Genomic DNA, 22396 nt, shown 5'->3' with positions numbered 1-22396 from the left:
TTTTTTGAAGATAAACATTAACTAAAAGTTCAAAAAACATTCAAAATAAGTTTAACCTGCTTTTCTTAAGTGCACCAGTGAAGAAAAGAGAAATGTAACATTTATGTGATTATTAATATTCGAGATACAAAAAAACCGCTATTAAAGCGGTTTTTTATCAAAAGGTTTTAGCGATTAAAGATCTTTAATCATAAACTCTATTACAGCTTTAATTTCATCATCTGAACAAGCCATACATGTACCTTTTGGCGGCATAGCATTAAAGCCTTTAATTGCATGCTCTAATACAACGTCCATGCCTTGTTCTAATCTTGGTTTCCAGTCACTGGCATTGTTTGGCTTTGGAGCGCCTAACACGCCAGCGGTATGGCAAGCTGTACAAGAGCTATTAAATATATCTTCAGGAGAACGAGCACCGCCGGCAGCTTGAGCATCAGCACCAGCTAAATTAACCGAGCCTACAGGTTTAATTCGTTCTTTTATTGAATCGTATGACATGTCATCAGCACCAACAGAAACACTTGTTAGTAAAGCTGATAGCACAGCAATCGCTTTAAATTGTTTATTCAAAATGCCCACAAAATTCTCCGTGCATTAAAAAAGTAGTTAATTTGTATAAGCTGTGATACTTATTGAAAATACATCAGCTTACTTTTGCATGGATTATAGCGAAAATATTATGATATTGAGTACTTTTTTTGATTTTTTCGCCGTTCTTAAACCAAATAACTTGTGTTAAAACAAAAAGCGAGCCATTTGGCTCGCTTTTGATTACATCTTATGTAATGTTATCTTAACACCAGCTCCGACAGCAGCTGTATCTGCGCTATCATCTACAGGCTCAGCAATTAAAATATAATCACCAGTCATGCCACCTTCACCGAAGGTTTGACTATTTAGCTGTTTAATTACAGTGTATTCATCTTTACCAGCATTAACGCCAGCAACAACAGCAACCTTAACTGTATAAGTGCCAGAGGTAATCAGTGCATTACTTACATCACCTAACTCAAAAGAACTAGGATTCGCTGCATCAAAGTTACCATCTTTAGTTAAAAACAAACTAATTGAATCTGGTGTTTCATTATCTTCATCTGGATAATGCTTTAACACTGAATCATTTAAAAGATTAACAAAGTAGATATAGTGATTTGACGTTTCTGGCCTTTCGATATTAGCAAAAGTAACCGTCTGCACCTTGCCTAAATCATTACGGTAATAAACAATCGTATTATCCGCACCACGCGTTAAAGCAAGTTTTCGACCTGTAAAAGCAGTGTTGCTTAAATCACTTGAAACCAAATCAACTGTATAATCTTTAGGCGTAACAGCTGCTGAGTCAGTCAAAGTATCAGATGCTTTAGCATCAACTAATTTTACTGGCGTATCTAATACGTTATCAACTAAATCATAAGTGCCTAAAGAATCTAAGCTATTGTAAACTCTGAAATAAGACTCTAATTTTTCGTTTGAATAGGTAAATGGTGTTGATGACGCTGCACTTAATAATACTAAAGCAACATTATCTTGATTATTTATAACTCTATCTGTGATAGCAAAAAACACGTTAATCCCAGCTGATGCGCTTGAATATAAAGAAGAAGCATCTGTACGAATTAACTCTTCATCGCCACTCGTCACAACAATATCGTAAGTACCTTCAACAATGCTTTTTGTTGTCGCTTGACCATAACTAGCTTGCATTGAATCTACAACATTTGCAGTGCCTGCATCATAAAAAGTCACGTCAATATTGTCAGCACACATGTCACTTTCATGACAAATTTTAGCTAAGTCTATTAAGTTAAATTTAACATAGTTATCTTCTGGTAGTTCACTTGAAAAAGTAAACATTAAAGGCTCATCACCACCTGTTTCAGCTAAAGTACCAACCGAAACTAAAAAATTAAGATCATTTGCTTTAAAGTCGATAGCTTGCTCATACAAGCAAGATTCAATCTCATCTTCTTCCACACATAATTTAATATCTTGAGAACCTGTAGCCAGTGTGCGTCGGCCTGAAGTGTTCAAATAACTTACACTTGTAATAGAGCTATCATCAGAATAAATGGTTGTGATAGGTGCATTAGAAGATAAGTTGTAATAAGTTAAATAACTTTTCTCAACTGTGTTGTCTGAATCGCTACCACCACAAGCAGACAAAATAGAAGCAGCTCCTAACATTAGAGCAGGCATTCCAACTTTAAACATACGCATGAGTACCCCTTAGTAACTCGATATTCTTAGATTTGTAAACCACGTTCAATTTTAAAATTACTTTGAGTATTGAAAACATAGTTAAATATAAACGGCGCTAATAATAGACTTATTTGGACATTGATTAAACAAGAATCTACCTAATCAGCATAAATAAAAGATAAAACTTAATTATTTAACTAATCTGGGTAAATGGACTCGTTAAAAGCAATTAAGTTCCCATTTTAACGCTTTGTGAATTAAATTGCCTCTGCTGTTCAATTAACCAAGATATTGCAGATTCTTTGTCTGAAAAACACTGAACCAGCCAACCCTTATTCCAAGGCAAAGATTTAATTGTATTAATACTAATGCTCGCGGATGAGCAATCGCCATAAATAGCGGTCGCAACTGGACTAAATATTTTGTTCAGCACTTTTAATGCTGAATAGGAATAGGTATATGAGTTAGTTTTATTCACTAAAGAGATGTGTGGGTATTGAAAATGCTGCGATAAAATAATCGCAGCTTCATCAACCATGTTGTCCGTTAGCTCTATGCCTTCATTAACGCAAAATTCGACAAGATGGCTATCATGTTGAAGCATTACTCCAAAAGAACAATAATGAGTTTTCATTGCAATCCCTGCTAATATTAAATTACAGCTTAATTTAATATGGATGCTTTCTAACGATCTTTCAACCAGCTCGCCATATCTTTCGCAAAATAGGTCAATATACCATCGGCACCCGCACGCTTAAATGCTAGTAAAGATTCAGTAACACAAGCTCTTTCATCTAACCAACCATTTTGTATAGCAGCTTTATGCATGGCGTACTCGCCTGATACTTGATAGGCAAATGTTGGCACTTTATAAGTATCTTTTACTCTTCGGACAATATCTAAATACGGCATGCCAGGTTTAACCATCACCATGTCGGCACCTTCTGCAATATCTAGCGCAACTTCTCTTAACGCTTCGTCACTATTTGCTGGATCCATTTGATAATTTTTCTTATCCGCGCCTTTTAAATTACCTGCAGAGCCAACTGCATCTCTAAATGGTCCATAATAAGCTGATGCATACTTAGCTGAATAAGCTAGTATTTTAGTATTAACTTGCTGGTTATCTTCAAGTGCATTTCGGATCGCGGCAATACGCCCATCCATCATATCCGATGGCGCAACAATATCAGCTCCAGCTTCAGCGTGTGATAACGCCTGTTTAACTAATATCTCTGTAGTCACATCATTTAATACGTAGCCATCATCATCAATAATTCCATCTTGTCCATGTAATGTGAATGGATCTAATGCAACATCTGTAATCACACCTAACTCTGGGAATTCAGACTTTAAAGCTCGCACCGTTTTTTGCGCTAAACCATCTTCGGCCCATGCTTCTTCAGCCATGAGAGATTTTTTTTCTGCAGGCGTCACTGGAAATAATGCGATAGCCGGAATACCTAGTTCAACTAAAGTTTCAGCTTCTTTTAGCAGTAAGTCTATCGACATACGAGAAACACCAGGCATAGAATCTACAGTTTCAAGTCTATCTTTACCCTCCACAACAAACATAGGATAAATTAAATCATTAGCCGTAATCTGATTTTCTGCCATTAATCTACGACTAAAATCGTCTTTACGCATACGGCGCATTCTTGCTAAAGGAAATGGAGATAGGTTCATAGTAATAACTCGATTCTAGGATTAACTTAAATTAATAACTTCTTCTGCTAAGCTGACTTTGTTTCGGCCATTCTTTTTTGAATAATATAAAGCTTTATCTGCAGAATTAATGGTTTGCTCTATATCTGAACTAGGTTCAACTTTAATCGTAGCAATACCGAAACTAGCCGTAATGTTTAAATTGGCTTCACTTGTTTCAAATGTCTCGGATTCAATTGCTTGCCGCATGTTTTCTGCTACCTGAAACGCCCCTTGAGAAGGTGTGTTAGGTAAAATAATGGCAAACTCTTCACCGCCATAACGACACAAGCAATCTGATGGTCGGCAGAGTAGCTTTTTAATGACTTTAGCCAAATAAATTAACACTTGATCACCCGCTAAATGTCCATACTCATCATTGACCGACTTAAAGTGATCAACATCCAACATTATAATACTTAGCCAAGACTGCTCTCTGCGCCCTCGTCTAAATTCAGCAAGCATTTTTTGATCAAAGAAGCGTCTATTCTTCACTTGTGTCAGCGCATCTATAGTATTAATTTTTTCGAGCTCTGAGTTTTTATCTTGCAGCTCCCTTAGGGTTTCTTGCAATTCAAAATTACGCTCTTGCATTTCGACTTCAAGTAACTGGTACTCTTCCTCCTGAGATTGAAGTAACGCATAATATTCAAGTTTTTCTTTTTCTGTTTTAGTTAACCTAGCGTCCTGATCTGAAATTAGAACTTGCTGCTTTAATATATACTCAGAAAAAATGATGTAGCTATAGCAGGCACCAAGTAAAACAACCGTAATCAATACAAGGTTTTGACTTAACTCCGCGTGAGATAATAACTGTGGAAACAAGTTCAACACTAAGCCAACTAGAAAAATGATATTTATAAACAGAGCTTTAATGGCAAGTTTAGGCAGGGTGTTTACTACTCTCAAATATGTATAAACTAAAGCACTCAAACTAACTGCAAGTATAAGCCAAGTTGCGAATTGAATATGGTAATAAGAAATGACGCTTGGAAAAAGCATTGGAATGATAAGCCATCGAATCGATTTGAATTTGATTGTTTGAGCAGAGACGGCATTAAATAACAGGGTAAAAGAAAAACAATACAAGCCTATCGCAGCAAATTTAAATATCGGATTTATTTGGCCAAGATTAACCTCAAAATAAAAATCGAGCGCAATAAAGCTAGCAGCAAAGCTATAAACAGAGATAAATAAAAAATTATTTTTCTTCGTTAAGTAACAAAATAAAAAACCACTGATGGCAAGAATAAAACTAAAGCCTAATACAAAAGCCGACGTGAACGTCATCATAAGCAGCTCTCTTTTGATAACTTAAAAAACTCACAGCTATTGTGCCAAACTTGTGACGCTAAGGCTTCAGTATCGACTTCTTTTACTTCAGCAATCGTCTGTAGGATATGCGGTAAGTATTCGGGTAGATTACGTCTAGATTTGGGTTTAGGCTTTAAATCTCTTGGTATTAAGAACGGTGAATCAGTCTCAATTAGTAGCCGATCATTTGGGATCAAAGGCACAATATCCAAAACTGATTTGCCTCTTCGCTCATCGCAAATCCAACCAGTTATTCCGATATAATAACCTCTGTCAATATATTCATTTAGCTCAGCTTCACTACCAGTAAAACAATGGACAACTAGCCGATTTGGCTTAATCGCAACATTATCTAGCACTTGAATGAAAGCATTGTGAGCATCGCGTTGATGACTAAAAATAGGTGCATCCAGTTCTGAAGCTAATATGAGTTGCTGTTGAAAAACGCTTAGCTGGATATCTTGAGGTGAATAATTTCGATTAAAGTCTAAGCCACACTCACCTATCGCCACTACATTCTGATTATTTAAATATAAATTTTTAATATCTTCAACAAACTCAGCTGGGGCTTGACTAGCATCATGAGGATGAATCCCCGCTGTAGAATAAAGCCCATCAAACCCCTTGCAAAGCTGATTCGCAGTAATAGATTCGTCTATATCAGTTCCAGTTATAACCATACGCTCAACGCCACTTAACATAGCCTGATGAATAACAGCCTCTCGATCTAGATCAAACTGTTTATTGGTTAAATTGATACCGATATCAAATAGCTTCACTTGTTTTCAACTTCTGTATTATCGTCTTCTTCAGCTTCATCGTCCTCTTCGTCTGTATCTCTCTTTTGATAAAAGCGAGAAGCAAGTAGACCTATTTCATATAACAACCACATAGGTAAAGCGAGTAAAGTTTGAGAAATAACATCAGGTGGCGTCAGTAGCATCCCAGCAACAAATACACCTACAATCACAAATCTTCGTTTCTCTGCAAGCTGCTGAGGCGTGGTCACGCCAGCCCAAACCAATAAAATTGTCGCTATTGGAATTTGAAAAGCAAGACCAAACGCAAAAAACAGCTTTAAAACAAAGTCTAAGTAGCTATTAATATCAGTCGAGACAGTTACCCCCTCAGGGGCTGAGCCAACAAAAAACGGAAACGCTAACGGAAAAACAACCCAATAAGCAAATGCTATCCCAGCGTAAAACAAAAACGAGGAACTAAATAGCAAAGGGGCAATTAAACGTTTTTCGTGTTGATATAAAGCCGGTGCGATAAAGGACCAAATATGGTATAGCGCATAAGGCATAGCCGCAAAAATGGATAACACCATAGTTAACTTAAAAGGCGTTAAAAATGGCGTTGCAACCCCTGTTGCGATCATAGTTGTCGATTCAGGCAGTGATTGAATCAAAGGTAAAGCTATCAAATGATAAATGTCATTAGCAAAACTGACTGCTGCAACAAATATCAATAAGACAAAAATAACAACTTTAACTAACCGATTTCTGAGTTCTGTTAAATGCGCAATTAGCGGCTGTTCACTCATCTTTAGTTCTTTTCACTTTTATCAGAATTTTCATTTACCAGGTTTTTATATCCCTGATTAACTTCGGCTGCAGCTTCTTCAAGCTCTTTAATTGCTGAGTTTTCTTTATCATTTAGACCTTGCATCCCTTTTTTTTCTGCTTCTTTCAATTGCTGATGAAGCTCAGAGACGCGAAGTTCATGATTAAGTTCTGATTTTAGGTTATTGGCGGTTTGTTTAAGATTTCTAACCGTCTTAGCAATAGAGCGAGCTGCGCTTGGTAATCGTTCTGGCCCGAGTACAACCAGTGCCAAAACCGCAATTATGACTAACTCCCAAAATCCAATATCAAGCATAACTACTCAGCTTTTTCTTTATTAGTAATGGTTTCTTTTAATTTAGCTGATTCTTGTTCGGTTATTTTTTTTGACTCTTCAGGGGTATCCGAGGCATTATCTTCACCTTTGAATTCATCTTTAAAGCCTTTAACCGCTCCACCTAAATCTTTGCCTAAATTTTTAAGCTTTTTGGTACCAAACAATAATACGACTATGATTAATACAATGACTAATTGCCAGATACTAATTCCACCAAGCATTAATAACTCCAGTTTAAGTTGTAAGTGAGGTCATATTTGCAATTAAATAAACAAACATACCCAAACTTTATTAGTTTGCTGTATCTTAAAGTAACTCGGTATAGTTTGCCAATGACTCAAATCATATTGTTGTGTTTTTTATTCATTTCGACTGGTTTATTTGCCTCTGAAGCCAAAAGTAATGATAAAAAATGGCTTGATAACCTGCACCAAGGTGTGAGTAGTTCAATTTACCAAAGTGCCAACTGGTTTGATGGTTTTTTTAAACAAGAGAAAACGCTTGAAAAAGCACAGGCTACAGCAAAATTAAGGCTAGGATATGTCCCTGCTGAAACCAACCTCGCAGGTCTAGAGCATAGAATTAAACTAAAGGCTAAGTTACCGAATCTAAAAAATAAATGGGATGTTATTTTCTCTGATCATGACGATACCAATCGAGATTCAACAGCAGACGAAGTCATTAGTGATATCGAAAATAATAAAGATGATGATTTAAACTTAGCCATACGCTTTACCCATTCCGCAACTAAAAAGAAATATATCACCACTCGCCTTGGCTTGGGTAAAGGGGCTGATATATATTTAAGAACTCGATACAGAAGAAATTTTCAACACACTGACAGCTTTCAAACCATTATTGAGCCATCAATATATTATTACCTTCGACATGGCTGGCATTATCGACTCTTATTCAATTTTGAATGGCAGTGTTCTAAAGACTGTATGTGGCAACTCAACAATCGATGGGATCATGAATCAGAAGAAGATTTAACAACATGGCGCCACAGCTTACTTTACTATTATCAATTAAATGAAAAAGCCGCTGTGGTCAAAGGTATTTTCTACACTGGTAATATTGAGCAGGGCTACCAACTAGAAAACAAAGGGGTATTTATCCGCTATAGGCAGCAGGCCCTACGCGATTGGTTTTATTATGAAATAGAGCCATTCATACATTATCCAAAAACCAGAGAATTCAAGCAAACCTTAGGAATAGCGCTGAGGATTGAACTGAACTTTGGATAACTTAATATTGATAACTAACACTTAGGTTAATTCTGTTATCTGCTGTGTCTGCGTTTAATTCATTCGAAATTCTTTTTCTTTTAGATAATTCAACCTTTGAATTTAGTCTCCTTGATAATTTAGTATCAAGAGTAAAGCTAAGTGATTGGTTTTCATCTTTCCTTTCATTCACATTCAAAACGCTCCCTTCTGGTATAAAATAAAGTATGTCATTTTGTCTAAAAGAAGCATTAAAACTTGATTTTCTTGAAAGTTGATATTGAAGGCTTAGACTTAATCCATTTGTTTTTCGATTACTATTAATTGACTGAGTTTGCTCTAATGATTCTTGCTTAGAATATGACACTCTAGCTGAAATTTTTACCTTCCTTAAGTTGTCGTATGTTAGATTGAAGAATCCATTATTAACTCTTACAACTTCATCATTTAACTCAGTACTAAAAGCACTCGATTGGTTAGAGTTAATATCGATCCCTTCTCTATAATTAGCACTTGATTGAATATAACGGTTTGCTAATTGAAAATTAAAACCATAGGTTTCACCAAATTGATTCCTATCAACTGACAACTTAAGCGAAGTTCTCTTAGATAACACCCAATTAAACTCACCAGCAATATAATTCCGACGCTCTTGCTCACCCGACTTTGAAGTTTTAGCAAAAATACTAAGTGAACTATCTCTAATAAAGCTCCATTCCAGGCCAGTCCCCAATTGAGTGAAATTTAGATCTTGCTCGCCAATAAAGCCACCTCCGTCTAACTCATTTTTGTTAACCGAAGCATTTGAAACCCAAGATAACATGGGGTTAAAGCCCACGGCCAAATTAGCAGACAAAAAATTAGTTTTATAAGTATTCAGCGACTCTCCTCTCTCAGACGTTGAGCTCCCCATATTAATGCCCCAGTTTACTGCTCGAGGCGAACTACCACTACCAACAAATAAACTAAAACTGGAAGTATCTGTATTTAGCAGAGCAGATGATTGTTGGGGGGTTGCTGAATCTTCTAATGAGTCCGCTTTAGTCGATTTATACGAGAGATTCGCATTTAATCGAATGACTCGTGGATTTGGAATGCTGTAAATCAAACTAGAGGAAGTGCTATTCACATCCACGAGATTTTCAGAACCAACTATTTCATCACTAAACACACCTTGTTGTGAACTCGAAACTCTTTGAGATAAACTTTTAGAATTTAAGAGTTTCAGTGAATCCCCTATAATTTTTAATTCAGAGCTTAAATTATAATTAAAAAATTTCTCTTTAGCGTCGTCAGTTTCACTGTGCGTAATGTATGAATAGGCTGCAGTTGCTTTAATATCTGCTTTTTTACTATCAAATTCACTAGATAAATTTAAGCCATACTTAGTCACATTTTCATTAATCGAGCCTAACTGGAGGCTCTCGACCTCCACGTTATAGTAATCAATCGCTGTTCTTGCACCTAATTCAAGTTGCCCTGCATAAGATTTCAAGCAAGGAACTATTATCATAAGAGCAAATAAGTAGAAAAATTTATTCTTTCCCAGCATAAGCATATGCGTATCCATATCCATAGCCTGAATCAGAGCTTTGCTTTTTAGATTTGTTCATAACAAAGCCAATCGCTTTGTCTTTATCCAATTGGGCTACTGCAGCTTTTAACTCAGAAACTTTTGTTTTTTCTTCTTCCACTACAATGACAACTTGTCCAGAAAGGTTTGCAACAACAACTGTTTCATTGATACCTAGTAGTGGTGGAGAATCCATAATCACAACACGATCAGGGTAGCGAGTAATAAACTCTTCGGCAAGATCTGCCATTTTCTGGCTGGCAAGTAACTCTGTAGATAAGTGACTCGGTCGACCAGCAGGAATAAACTTTAAGTTATCCAAGTTGGTTGAGTACATAATATCTTTAACATCTTGTACTTCATCCAACAAATACTCCATCAATCCATCGCCAACCTGCTCTGTGACTTCCAGCTTTTTACTCACTGAGGGCTTTAAGACATCAGCATCAACCAAAAGAACCGTTTTATCTTGCTCAAGAGCAATCGAAAGCGCAAGGTTGATTGCTGTGAAGGACTTACCTTCGCCTGGTCGAGTACTAGATACAGTTATTAAATTACCACCTTTAAGCGTTTTAGAGAGTCCTCCAAAAGCATTATTTAATAATTTACGCTTAATTGCCCTCAACTCTTCGTTAACTAGTTTTCTTTTAGAGCTAACAGATACATAACCTAGCTCATCTAGCTTTTCTAAAGGAAATATTAATGATTTCTTAGCATCAAACTTCTGAGTCTCACTAGAGGTAGAGACCTTAGGTTCAACCTGACGTTCCTCTGTCGCGTGAGCTGGTATCAGCGGCTCATTAGCTTGTTCGTCTATAGCATCAGGCTTAGGTGCTGAAGCAGATAATTTTTTCTTAGCTAAAGCTTTTTCAATAGTACTCATTATAAGAAAGACCTCACCTGTTGAGAAGCGACTTCAAATAAGCGATTCAGGAACTCGCTGTTTAATCTATACCCCATAATGTCCATCACAACTAAGCCAGCAAACCCAATAAGAATAATACTATTAGAAGCCCAAAAGAACATCGTTTTCTTATTTTCGATTTGATTCAATTCGGCTAAATTTGCATGCGAAATTGTCCCTAGAACCGGTACACCTGTCAGCTTAGTTAATTGAGAAGGTCGCAAAATAACGGGTTGCATCTGGCTAATTAAAAAAGCTACGGCAATCCCTGAACCAAACCCAAGCACAAGAATTAATACATAATACACCATTCTTTTAGGACCAGAAGGCTTAAGGGCCTTCATTGGTGGTTCAATGACTCGGAATTGAACATCATCTGATTGTAAATCTGCCTGTTGTGACATTAATACTGATTCACGCCTATTCAGAAGTTCCCTGTGCTTAGATTTTGTAATATCGTAATCTCGATTCAAGCCAACCATCTCAGCTTCAATCTGAGGGATTAAATCCATTTTATCTTTTAGAGATGCTATTTTAGCTTGATAAGATTTTTTTCTAACGGTTAAGGAAGCGATTTCATTTTTCAAGTTTTGGATAGAAATAACTAACTCTTGACCGACTCGACCTTGTACATTTGAAAGTTCTGGCGAATCAGTGTTAATTGATTTCTGATAATTTGCAATTTCACTTTCTCTTAACGTTTCTAATCTTTGGAGAACACTTCTAGACTCAATCACATCAGGATGTCGATCTGTATACTTGATCAATAAGTCATCCAATTTAACTCTTAAAGACTCGATTCTAGAATCAAACTGAGTTTCAATTGCCGAATTATTTGGACCAGTAGATGTGACAGTTTTTGACTTTTCCCAAGCACTTTCAGCTTGCGTTAATCTAGACTCAGTTTCATCTAACCTCAGGTTGATATTTTCTAACTCTTGATTAAGCTTAGAAAGTTGTCCATAAACACCGCCTGTGCTTTGTACTAAAATGTCTGAATGTTTTCGTTTAAAGTCAGACAAGCGTATTTCCGATGACGCCAAACGCTTTTCGAATTCTGCTATTTGAGAATCAAGAAATTTATTTGCAGTGTCGGACCCTTGCCTGTTTGAACCTAGTGTTGATTCGACAAACAAGGTTAAAGTTTCTTCCACTACTCGCTTCGCAATTTTAGGATCTGAGTGCTCAAACTTAATAGTATAAATATTCTCACGTCCAGAAGTATTGAATCTAATTTCCTTCTTTAACATATTAAGTAAAGCTTGATACTCAGCATCATTCTTCGTTTTGATATCTAAATCAGTATTTCTTGCTATTTTTTCTAGATTTGGTCGACTCAATAAGGTTTTAGCCATTAATTGGAGCTCTTGATCTATATTAGTTTGCAAAGCTAACCCTCTTAATAAGGGTTGAAGAATAGACCTGGTATCAGCAAAAACCTTAGCTGAAGACTGATAAACATCAGGCATATTAGCAACATATAACCAAGTTAGCGGGCATAACAACCACGTAGAAACGATAATGAATCGCTTCTTGATCCATATCCCTTTTATATAGCCGATAATCTCTTCTATCGTCTGTTGGATATTATCCATTAAAACAAAACCTCTAATCGCATTTCAGTATTAATTAAAACCAAGCTTCAGGGACAATGATGATATCACCAGGTAACAAATCAACATTTGCTTTGATATCACCTTGATTAATCAATTGGCTTATTCTTAAATCATATGTAACTTGCTCGCCTGCAACAATCCGGATTAACTTAGCTGAATCGCCATCGGCAAATTCAGTTAAACCACCGACTTCAACCATTAGGTCTAACAAAGTCATCTGCTCTCTATAATTAATAGCTTTAGGTTCAGATGCTTGACCTATGATTCTAACCTGTTCACTATATGGGCCAACAAAGCCACCAACACTAACTGTCACGATAGGATCTTTGATATAAGTACTCAATATTTGTTCAATATTTCGAGCGAGCTGAGTTGGTGTTTTGCCAGAAACAGGTATATCTTCAACAAGAGAAGTTGTTATTTTACCATCAGGCCTTACAGTAAAAGTCCCTGATATTTCCGCGTTTCGCCATACAAATATATTTAAAGAATCACCCGGACCAATTAAGTAATTGTATTGAGAAATGTCTGAAGTTTTCGAGGCGTAAAGTGTGGCTGTCGGTAAATAATTATTTGAGCAAGCATTTATAAATAAAATTGAGCTTACAACAAAAAGTTTTAATATTTTATTGTTCATCAAAGACGTTCCTTTTCACTATCATTTAGCCGAATAAAACAAACTGCTGCAATAATAGAGCAATGCAAAATTAAATCAATCAATGTTTAAATTCTCTCCATTGTTTATTGAATTATCTGGTATTAGTCGACAAAGCTTCTCTGCTTCATATTGTTGTTGTAGATTCTGCGTAGTATACTCACAACAAATTTAAGTCTGATCATATAAAAACCCAATTTGATTAGTCCCTTAACAAATTCAGCAGGATATTGGAAATAATAAAAAATGGCTTATACCTACGCTGGTCATACACACCAAAAAATAAAACCACTCATTGTAATTGAAACAACAATTTTATGTATTGTTAGTTATATAGCTCTGTATCTTTCATCTCTGCAATACCCTTTTAACAATTTCTCTGCGGTGCAAGTTCACCTATCAAACATACTAATTTTTGTGTTAATCACACAATTTTCACTTTTATCTGTTGGTTTGTATGAGCTCAGGTTAAGAGAATCTATCCGTGGGGTTTCCAGAAGAATACTAGTCAGTGTTGGTATTGCGTTCTTTCTTCATGAAGGTGTCTTATTAAATCTAGTACCTGATCTAAAAGTAAATGCCATATTCATTGCAATTGCAGGGGCTTTAAGTGTTCTGTCTTTGACAGGTTTTAGAATGCTAATCATGAATAATGAGTGGTTTGGATTTTCTAAAAAGGACGTTTTAATTATTGGAGCAGGTGAAAGAGCTTCTATTATCGAGAAAAGAATGCGCCGTAAAGCCGACAGAAGAGGTATAAATTTAGTTGGTTTTATTCCTTTAGATGGCGATAAATGCAAAGGTATTAAAAACGAAACTGTTGTCGATATTAATATTCACGAAGATATTGAAAAATTTGTGATTGAGAATGACATCCATGAAATCGTAATCGCCTGTGATGAAAGAAGAGATGCATTACCACTTCAAGCTTTATTTAACTTTAAAATTCGCGGCATTGAAATAACAGATATTCTTGACTTCATCGAACGAGAAACTGGTCAAGTTGCAGTAAACCTTATTTATCCTAGTTGGGTTATATACTCAAATGGTTTCAGAACAACAAACCATTTAAGAGAATCTGTAGATTACCTTTTTAATGCCTTCATGGGCTTATTCGTTGTTATGCTCACTTGGCCAATCATGATCTTCACTGCAATTTGGATTTACTTAGAAGACGGCAGAAAAACAGGTGCATCGGTATTTTACAAACAAGAAAGAGTTGGTCTAGATGGTCGAGTATTTAAAATAATAAAATTTAGAAGCATGAGACCAGACGCTGAAAAAGGTGGTGCTCAATTTGCTCAGAAAAATGACAATAGAACAACAAAGATTGGTGCTTTTATTAGAAAGTACCGAATAGATGAATTACCACAAATATTCAACGTATTAAAAGGCGAAATGGGATTTGTCGGGCCGAGGCCAGAACGTCCACAGTTTGTGACTGACTTTATAAAACAAATACCTTATTACAACCAACGTCATAACGTTAAGCCAGGTTTAACTGGTTGGGCACAATTAAAGTATCCTTATGGCTCAACAAGTGACGACACAATCGAAAAATTAAAATTTGATCTTTACTATATAAAACACAGATCTATTTTATTTGATTTACTTATTCTTTTAAGAACGGTAGAAGTTATTTTATTCGGAAAAGGTAGATAACCTGTGATTGCACAAAAAAAGTTTGAGATTAAAAATGCAATGACAGTGGATGTTGAAGATTATTACCATGTTTCTGCTTTTGAGAAACAATTTACCCGAGATGACTGGGCAACACTGCCACAAAGAGTAGAAAAAAATACCTATGAACTTTTAGATTTATTTGATTCAAAAGGTTGTAAAGGCACTTTTTTTATTCTTGGCGCTGTCGGTGAACAATATCCTCAATTACTTAAAGACATACACAATCGAGGGCACGAAGTCGCAAGTCACGGTTATGCTCATAAAAGAGCAACAACTCAGACAAGAGAAGAATTTAGACTGGATGTACTACGTTCAAAAGATCATTTAGAAAACACCATAGGTGCTGAAGTCATTGGCTATAGAGCACCCAGCTTTTCAATAGATGAATCAAATGAATGGGCTTTCGAAGTACTAAAAGAACTCGGCTTTAAATACACTTCTAGTACCTATCCAGTTAAGCACGATTTATACGGAACGCCTCACTGGCCCAGATTCAAATATGAGCGACCAGAGGGAATCATCGAAATTCCAGTTCCAACCCTAAAACTTGGCGGCAAACAAGTGCCAATTGGTGGCGGTGGTTACTTTAGATTATACCCTACCTTTTTAGCTCATAAATTGGTCGATAAATATCTAGAGCAAGAACAACAACCCTACTCTTTTTATTTTCACCCTTGGGAAATTGATCCAGAACAGCCAAGAGTAACAGATGCACCATTTAAATCTAAGTTTCGCCATTACTTAAATTTAAGCAAAATGAAAGGTAGGCTTTCTACTTTGTTAGATAGGTACCATTGGTCAACTATGAAAGATGTTTATCAAATAAAATAATACTGGTTTCAGGATATAATTAAAAAGAATTGGAAAACATGCAAATACATCAACTTAACCAAAATTCGGACTCTAAAGCTTGGGATGATTATGTTGATAATCATCAAGAAGGATCTTTTTTCCACTTATCTGGTTGGATGCGTGTCATAGCGAAAACATATCAACACAAAAGCCACTATATATACGCGACAAACAAAGACAACCAAATCATTGGTTTATTACCCTTAGTAGAACAAAAAAGCTTTTTATTCGGCCACACATTAGTCTCAACACCTTTTTGTGTTTATGGCGGTGCAATTGCAGATTCACCAGAAGTACAAACAAAACTTGAAGATGAAGCGATCGAAATAGCAAAAAAACTCAACGTAGATCACTTAGAGTTAAGGTATAAATCTGAACAAAATAATCCTAAATTTTTAACTAAGGATACTCACTGCTACTTCACTTACGATCTAGAAGATTCTGATGACAAAATCTTAGCCGGCGTTAAAAAGAAACAAAGAGCCGTAATCAGGCAGTCATTAAAAGAATCATTAGAAACTGATTTTAATGCAAGTACAAAAATGGTTCATGACGTATATGCTGAAAGCGTCCGAAATTTAGGAACACCTGTATTTCCAGCCAAATATTTCGAGAACTTAAAACAAGAATTTGGCGAAAGATGCGAATTAATGACAGTCGCTAAAGAAGGAAAAATCGCATCGGCTGTGATGAGTTTTTATTATAAACAACAAGTCTTGCCTTATTACGGCGGTGGTTTATTTGAAGCGAGAGCACTAAAAAGTAATGACTTGATGTATTACGCTTTAATGTGTCACGCTCAACAAAATAAAAACTGTACTAATTTTGACTTTGGCAGAAGTAAAAATGATTCTGGTTCATTCAAATATAAAAAGCACTGGGGAATGGAAGCAATACCGTTACATTACCAATACTATTTGGTTAAGTCTTCAAAGCTGCCTAATTTGAGTCCAAATAACCCAAAATACCAAATGTTCATAAAAATGTGGCAAAAACTTCCCGTCAAAGTTAGTCAATTTTTAGGTCCTTTCTTATCCAAGTATTTAGGTTAGTAAAATGGAACCAATTCTATTTCTCTGTCATAGAATCCCTTTTCCACCAAATAAAGGGGATAAAATTCGCTCATTCAACATACTAAAGTATTTGAGTCAAAAATATGAAGTTCACCTTGGTGCCTTTGTGGATGATCCGAACGACTGGCAGTATGAAAAAGAATTAAGTACGTATTGTAAATCGGTTCAATTATTACCACTGACAAAAAAAAGAGCGACGTTAAAAGGGCTAACGTCTTTCTTAACAGGCAAACCAATTACCCTCCCTTATTATCATAATTGGGAAATGTCAGCTTGGGTAAAACAAATAGTTGATATGAACTCAAACCTAGAGAAAGCTTTTATATTCTCTTCTGCTGTAGCCCAATATTTAGAAGATCCTGAATATGATCACATCAATAAAGTAATAGACTTTGTCGACGTAGATTCGGATAAATGGAGGCAATATGCAGATGGTAAAAAAGGCATTATGCGTTGGGTCTATAAAAGAGAGTATAAAAAGTTAGAAGCTTACGAAAAGAAAATTTGTCAGCTGTTCAATGCAAGCTTATTTGTCTCGCCTCAAGAAGCAGAGCACTTCAAGTCTTTAGTTGATATTAGCTTACATAATAAAGTTGGTTATGTTCTAAATGGTGTGGATACTCAGTACTTCTCTATAGATAATAAAGATATTGAACCGTTAGATATTAATAAACCGAGTATATGCTTCACTGGGGCTATGGATTATTGGGCTAATGTTGACGCTGTTGTTTGGTTTAAAAATGAAGTTTGGCCTGTTATAAAACAACAAATTCCGGAATTAGAATTTTACATAGTTGGCGGAAACCCAACCGAAGCGGTAAAAAACTTAGCTAATGGCAAAGACATATTTGTCACAGGTCGAGTCAAAGATGTAATCCCATATGTAAATGCTTCCTTTGCAGCAATTGCACCGATGAGAATCGCTCGCGGTATACAGAATAAAGTACTAGAAGCAATGGCGCTTTCTAAGCCAATTGTTATGACGCCAATGGCTGCTGAAGGAATTAATCTACCAGCTTCACAGCTCGAATTAATCCAAACTGAACCAAAGCAATTTGCAGCTAAGATAGCTCTGTTGTATCAAGATGATCAGTTAAGTAAAAAGATCGGTCAAGACAACTTAGATACGATTCGACTAAAGTATGAATGGGACGCTGTTTTAGCCCCATTAGATAAAATTTTATAAAAAATGAATAAGCTAATGGAGTATATCAAATCGAAACTAGGGATTAGTTTTTTCTTATCTCTGACTATCTGGGGAATAACCTACTCTGGTCCATTATTAGATATGGTTAGAGTTTGGTCTCAATCCAATACCTATACCCATGGCTTTTTCATTTTGCCTATATCACTATGGCTGATATGGCGAAATCGTCAGCCGCTACTCGAATCATCCTATCAAAATGAAAAGTTATGGCTCATACCATTAGCGATTACTCAGATTGTATATTTAATTACAAGTACACTTGGAATCAATTTATTAAACCAGTTATGTGCTTACACTAGCTTAATATTAATAGTCGTATATTTGATCGGCTATCGAGTTTGCCTCAAACTCTTCTTTCCATTGTTTTATCTTATTTTTGCTATCCCTTTTGGTGAAGAGTTTGTTCCCCAGTTACAAGATATTACAGCACTATTCAGTGTTTGGATGTTAAACCTAGTTGATATCCCGGTTTTCAGAGAAGGACTTTACCTCTATATACCTAACGGTACATTTGAAGTTGCAGAGGCGTGTGCGGGTATCCGTTTTTTAATTGCCTCCATTGCGTTAGGCACACTATACGCTTATCTTAATTATCAAACATATTGGAAACGAGCAGTTTTCATTCTAGTGGCCTGTACCTTACCCATTTTAGCGAACGGGCTCAGGGCTTTTGGCATTATATTAATTGGCCATTATTCAGATATGCAGCATGCAACAGGTGCAGACCATCTAGTCTACGGTTGGTTCTTTTTCATGTTTATTATCGCCATATTGTTTTGGGCTGGACGATTTGGGCAAGAATCAGAAAAGTTAATAACACCTGTAACAATTAGCCAATCAAAACAGACAACCTACTCAGCTGTATTCTTGTTATCCGGGATATTAATCACCACACCTATATATAAAGCATTTGTTATCGATGCAAGCCAAGCAGTACACAATGTAAGCCTAAGCGAAAAGCTACAACAGCTACCAATAACAAAAAGCGAAGCTGGGATCGATTGGTTGCCTATATTTAAAGGCGCATTTGAAACTTGGCAGGGTGTCATCAATAACAGGCAAGCTTTTATTGCGTTTTATCCATTTGAGAACCAAGAGTATGAGTTAATCAGTGGTACCCATAGGCACTATGATATTGAAAATTGGACACTTCTAAATAAAAAGCAGATAAAATTATCAGCCAAACAGGCAGCTATAATATATAAATTAGTATCCATCTCTGGAAAACAGAAATCAATTTTGGCTTGGTATCAGACAAGCAGCTTACAGTCTCCCAATAAATTAGCGGTTAAACTCAACCAATTACCGGATCAACTAATGAATAGGTATCAAGGTGGTTATTTTATAGCAATCAATATAACTGATGGGATAAACGAAAAAGAGCTAATTAACTGGCTAAATATTTTTCAAACTTGGCAGAAAGATCAATGAATGAGAGAAAACACATAACGCATTTAGTTTATCGGCTAGATATAGGTGGCTTAGAGCGTGTTCTTATCAACTCTATAAACGCGTTGCCTGAAGATAAATATAGCCATAGCATTATTGCTTTGACAGAATATTCCAATGACTTTGCCAATTTAATTAATTCGAACTCAGTTGCCCTATATTCAATCAACAAGCCTGAGGGGCATAGTTGGAAAGCTTTTTATCAAGTTTATAAACTCCTTAAACAAACAAAACCTAATGTGCTTCACAGCTATAATTTACCGACCTTAGAATACCAGTTATGTGCTTTTCTCGCCCGTGTACCCAATAGAGTACATGCTGAACATGGCAGAGATATATATGATCCGGAAGGAAAAAACAAAAAATATCAACTACTCAGAAGATTGATATCTCCATTTATTAATAAGTTTGTGACAGTATCGAAAGACTTATATGATTGGCTTAAAGATACGGTACAAATAACACCGAAAAAATGTGAACTCATTTACAATGGGGTAAATACCACCAGCTATCAAACTGCAGATAGCAAAACGCTTATTCATGATAGTCAGAATGGGAAATTTGTATTTGGTTGTGTTGGACGATTACAAGGTATTAAAGATCACCAAAGGCTGATAAAAGCTTACGACATAGCATGTAGTGAAAATGAAAACTTTGCTAATAGTACCCAATTATCCATTGTCGGAGATGGTCCACTTAGGGCAGAGTTGGAGCAGCAGGCTCAAATTACCAAACGAAACATTTGGTTTGCTGGGGCAAGACATGACATGGCAGATATTTACCACTCATTTGATACCTTTATCATGTCATCGATTGGAGAAGGTGTACCTATGACTATGCTTGAAGCTATGGCATCTGGACTTCCGGTTATCAGTACCAATGTAGGCGGTATACCTGAAATAACCACAGCAGAAATGTCTATCCTAGTACCGGCTAAGGATGAAAAAACATTGTCCGAAGCCATGCTAAAAATGCATAGTAACAACAAACACCTGGTAACAATGAAAGTGGCATCAAGAAAATTAGCAACAGAAAATTTCAGTGAACAAAGCATGGTAAACAAATATCAAAATTTGTATCGCTAACCAAATTTAATGAGTTAGCTGTCATAGAAAGTAAATAATTAGAGTAAATATATGTGTGGAATTGCAGGGATTTTTTCATTTAATCAAAATGAAACGATAGACCAAAACATTTTAAAAAAAATGAATGATGCTCAGCAGCATAGAGGGCCTAATGACGAAGGTTACCACTTTGATACTAGCATAGGCCTAGCTCATAGAAGACTCTCTATTATTGACCTCTCCGGTGGACACCAACCTATTTACAATGAAACGGGTGATGTGGTCGTGGTGTTTAATGGTGAAATCTACAACTTTCAATCCATAGCAGACGAATTAAAGCAACTCGGTCATAGCTTCAAAACCCATAGCGATACTGAAACCATTGTCCATGCATGGGAAGAATGGGGAGTGAAGTGTGTTGACCATTTTAATGGTATGTTTGTTTTTGCTATTTGGGATAATATCAAAAAAGAATTATTTATCGCCAGAGATCGTATTGGCGAAAAACCCTTACATTATGCTGTAACGTCTGAGAACCAACTGATATTTGGTTCTGAATTAAAAGTGCTAAAACAGCACCCACACTGCCCTAGTCAAATAGATCCTAGAGCAATTGAAGATTACCTAACTCTAGGCTACATCCCAGATCCTAAGTGTATTTATAAAAACGTATATAAATTAGAAGCCGGACACTACATTCACCTAAAACAAGGCAAAGATACTGAAGTAATTACACAAGAATATTGGGATTTACCTTGGCAAGAAACGAGTTATTTAGATAAAACAGAAGTAGAAGAAGAACTAATTGAGCGCCTCAAGAAAGCTGTTGATTTACGCCTAGTATCCGAGGTACCACTGGGTGCTTTTTTATCTGGCGGTGTGGATTCAAGCGCCATTGTTGCCTTGATGTCTCAACTTCAAGAGCAAGCTGCGACAACATGCTCTATTGGGTTTGATGTCCCAGAGTTTAACGAAACAGATTTTGCGCAAATTGTTGCAGATAGATACAAAACAAATCATAACGTCGAAGTCGTTGACCATGAAGACTTTGAGTTAATCAATGAACTCACAAAAGTATACGACGAGCCATACGCAGATAGCTCTGCTTTGCCAACTTATAGGGTATGTGAAGTCGCAAGAAAACATGTCACTGTATGTTTATCTGGTGATGGTGGAGACGAAATCTTTGCTGGCTACAGACGCTATAAGCTTCATTTACAAGAAGAAAAAGCACGTTCAAAAATCCCTTATGCACTTAGAAGACCTGTTTTCGGCACTTTAGGTAAACTATATCCGAAAGCCGATTGGGCGCCGCAATTTTTAAGAGCAAAAACAACATTCCAATCTATCGGTATGAGCAGCAGCCATGCTTATTTAAACAGCATGAGTAAACTCAGAGCCGATGAAAGACAAAAGCTTTATAGTAAGTCTTTTAAACAGAAGTTAAAAGGTTATGACTCTCGAGCAGTTTTTGATGAAGCGCTTGCAGGTAAAGAATTTAAAGACCCATTAAAAATGGTTCAATATTTAGATTTTAAAACTTGGATGACTGGAGATATCCTTACTAAAGTGGACAGAGCAAGTATGGCTCATGCACTAGAGGTTAGAGTGCCTATGCTTGATCATACTTTTGTAGAATGGGCGTTTAAAACCCCATCTAACCTAAATTTAGCTAAGGGCGAAGGTAAAGCTTGCCTTAAAAAATCACTCGAACCTCACCTAAGTGAAGATAACTTATATCGCAAAAAAATGGGATTCAGAATCCCTCTAGCACAATGGCTGAAGGGGCCATTAAAAGAAAAATTAGAACGTGTATTATTTTCCGATGCCATAAAAGCTGCCGATATATTTGATAGCAAACAATTAAGAAAAATGTTCAAGCAACATCAAGATGGAACAAGTGATCACTCAGCCGGTTTGTGGACAATATTAATGTTAGGCTTATTCCTTGAACAAGAGCTTAAGAAATAAAGGC

21 protein-coding genes are annotated in these 22396 nt (G+C 36.2%); 8 read left to right on the top strand and 13 right to left on the bottom strand.

Features of this window, described 5'->3' with window-relative positions:
* Window positions 1-174 precede the first annotated feature (174 nt).
* The 9 genes from XM47_RS13575 to tatA form a co-directional block, all read right to left on the bottom strand.
* A complete protein-coding gene (locus XM47_RS13575) occupies window positions 175-570 on the bottom strand; it encodes a c-type cytochrome (protein WP_412731125.1) in 396 nt (131 codons plus the stop codon).
* Between the two features lie 201 nt (window positions 571-771).
* On the bottom strand, window positions 772-2217 hold the full coding sequence (locus tag XM47_RS13570; RefSeq protein ID WP_048693535.1) for a hypothetical protein: 1446 nt from the start codon (window positions 2215-2217) through the stop codon (window positions 772-774).
* A 211-nt stretch (window positions 2218-2428) separates the two neighbouring features.
* The gene (locus XM47_RS13565) at window positions 2429-2833 is read right to left on the bottom strand and encodes a hypothetical protein (RefSeq protein ID WP_048693532.1); all 405 of its coding nucleotides are present in this window, start codon (window positions 2831-2833) and stop codon (window positions 2429-2431) included.
* Window positions 2834-2883: 50 nt separating this feature from the next.
* Complete coding sequence (gene hemB / locus XM47_RS13560) at window positions 2884-3885, bottom strand: porphobilinogen synthase (protein WP_048693529.1); 1002 nt, start codon at window positions 3883-3885, stop codon at window positions 2884-2886.
* Between the two features lie 21 nt (window positions 3886-3906).
* Window positions 3907-5196: a GGDEF domain-containing protein gene (locus XM47_RS13555; RefSeq protein ID WP_048693526.1), complete on the bottom strand. Its 1290-nt coding sequence runs from the start codon at window positions 5194-5196 to the stop codon at window positions 3907-3909.
* On the bottom strand, window positions 5193-5996 hold the full coding sequence (locus XM47_RS13550) for a TatD family hydrolase (protein WP_048693523.1): 804 nt from the start codon (window positions 5994-5996) through the stop codon (window positions 5193-5195). Before XM47_RS13550 ends, XM47_RS13555 begins: the two co-directional genes overlap by 4 nt.
* The gene (gene tatC / locus XM47_RS13545; RefSeq protein ID WP_048693520.1) at window positions 5993-6763 is read right to left on the bottom strand and encodes a twin-arginine translocase subunit TatC; all 771 of its coding nucleotides are present in this window, start codon (window positions 6761-6763) and stop codon (window positions 5993-5995) included. The genes XM47_RS13550 and tatC overlap by 4 nt, the downstream gene beginning before the upstream one ends.
* A gap of 2 nt (window positions 6764-6765) precedes the next feature.
* The gene (gene tatB, locus XM47_RS13540; protein WP_048693518.1) at window positions 6766-7098 is read right to left on the bottom strand and encodes a Sec-independent protein translocase protein TatB; all 333 of its coding nucleotides are present in this window, start codon (window positions 7096-7098) and stop codon (window positions 6766-6768) included.
* 2 nt (window positions 7099-7100) lie between these two features.
* Window positions 7101-7340 (bottom strand): Sec-independent protein translocase subunit TatA, encoded by a 240-nt coding sequence (gene tatA / locus XM47_RS13535; protein ID WP_048693515.1) that lies wholly within the window; start codon window positions 7338-7340, stop codon window positions 7101-7103.
* A gap of 111 nt (window positions 7341-7451) precedes the next feature.
* Here tatA and XM47_RS13530 point away from each other — a divergent pair, with 111 nt between their 5' ends.
* Window positions 7452-8366 carry a hypothetical protein gene (locus XM47_RS13530; protein ID WP_048693513.1) on the top strand — a complete coding sequence of 305 codons (915 nt, stop codon included), beginning with the start codon at window positions 7452-7454 and terminating at the stop codon, window positions 8364-8366.
* A gap of 1 nt (window position 8367) precedes the next feature.
* Here XM47_RS13530 and XM47_RS13525 read toward each other — a convergent pair whose 3' ends face one another.
* The 4 genes from XM47_RS13525 to XM47_RS13510 are packed head-to-tail and all read right to left on the bottom strand — an operon-like array spanning window position 8368 to window position 13075.
* On the bottom strand, window positions 8368-9840 hold the full coding sequence (locus tag XM47_RS13525; protein WP_149865514.1) for a porin family protein: 1473 nt from the start codon (window positions 9838-9840) through the stop codon (window positions 8368-8370).
* 40 nt (window positions 9841-9880) lie between these two features.
* Window positions 9881-10801: an XrtA-associated tyrosine autokinase gene (locus XM47_RS13520; protein ID WP_048693509.1), complete on the bottom strand. Its 921-nt coding sequence runs from the start codon at window positions 10799-10801 to the stop codon at window positions 9881-9883.
* The gene (locus tag XM47_RS13515) at window positions 10801-12417 is read right to left on the bottom strand and encodes an XrtA system polysaccharide chain length determinant (protein WP_048693507.1); all 1617 of its coding nucleotides are present in this window, start codon (window positions 12415-12417) and stop codon (window positions 10801-10803) included. The genes XM47_RS13520 and XM47_RS13515 overlap by 1 nt, the downstream gene beginning before the upstream one ends.
* A gap of 34 nt (window positions 12418-12451) precedes the next feature.
* Window positions 12452-13075, bottom strand: coding sequence for an XrtA/PEP-CTERM system exopolysaccharide export protein (locus XM47_RS13510; protein ID WP_048693505.1), 624 nt, complete (start codon window positions 13073-13075; stop codon window positions 12452-12454).
* A 264-nt stretch (window positions 13076-13339) separates the two neighbouring features.
* On the opposite strand from XM47_RS13510, the gene XM47_RS13505 reads away from it, so the two are divergent.
* The 7 genes from XM47_RS13505 to XM47_RS13475 are packed head-to-tail and all read left to right on the top strand — an operon-like array spanning window position 13340 to window position 22392.
* On the top strand, window positions 13340-14755 hold the full coding sequence (locus XM47_RS13505) for a TIGR03013 family XrtA/PEP-CTERM system glycosyltransferase (protein ID WP_048693502.1): 1416 nt from the start codon (window positions 13340-13342) through the stop codon (window positions 14753-14755).
* 39 nt (window positions 14756-14794) lie between these two features.
* Window positions 14795-15607, top strand: coding sequence for an XrtA system polysaccharide deacetylase (locus XM47_RS13500; RefSeq protein WP_048693552.1), 813 nt, complete (start codon window positions 14795-14797; stop codon window positions 15605-15607).
* A 38-nt stretch (window positions 15608-15645) separates the two neighbouring features.
* Window positions 15646-16680 (top strand): FemAB family XrtA/PEP-CTERM system-associated protein, encoded by a 1035-nt coding sequence (locus XM47_RS13495; RefSeq protein WP_048693499.1) that lies wholly within the window; start codon window positions 15646-15648, stop codon window positions 16678-16680.
* A gap of 4 nt (window positions 16681-16684) precedes the next feature.
* Window positions 16685-17887 carry a TIGR03087 family PEP-CTERM/XrtA system glycosyltransferase gene (locus XM47_RS13490; protein ID WP_053084569.1) on the top strand — a complete coding sequence of 401 codons (1203 nt, stop codon included), beginning with the start codon at window positions 16685-16687 and terminating at the stop codon, window positions 17885-17887.
* Window positions 17888-17902: 15 nt separating this feature from the next.
* Window positions 17903-19339: an exosortase A gene (gene xrtA, locus XM47_RS13485; RefSeq protein WP_172656539.1), complete on the top strand. Its 1437-nt coding sequence runs from the start codon at window positions 17903-17905 to the stop codon at window positions 19337-19339.
* The gene (locus tag XM47_RS13480) at window positions 19336-20442 is read left to right on the top strand and encodes a TIGR03088 family PEP-CTERM/XrtA system glycosyltransferase (protein ID WP_048693495.1); all 1107 of its coding nucleotides are present in this window, start codon (window positions 19336-19338) and stop codon (window positions 20440-20442) included. Before xrtA ends, XM47_RS13480 begins: the two co-directional genes overlap by 4 nt.
* Before the next feature lie 51 nt (window positions 20443-20493).
* On the top strand, window positions 20494-22392 hold the full coding sequence (locus XM47_RS13475; RefSeq protein WP_048693492.1) for an XrtA/PEP-CTERM system amidotransferase: 1899 nt from the start codon (window positions 20494-20496) through the stop codon (window positions 22390-22392).
* The last annotated feature ends 4 nt before the right edge of the window (window positions 22393-22396 follow it).

It is taken from the genome of Catenovulum maritimum (assembly GCF_001050375.1).
Taxonomy (GTDB): Bacteria; Pseudomonadota; Gammaproteobacteria; order Enterobacterales; family Alteromonadaceae; genus Catenovulum; species Catenovulum maritimum.
This window is presented reverse-complemented; position numbering and strand designations above follow the sequence as displayed.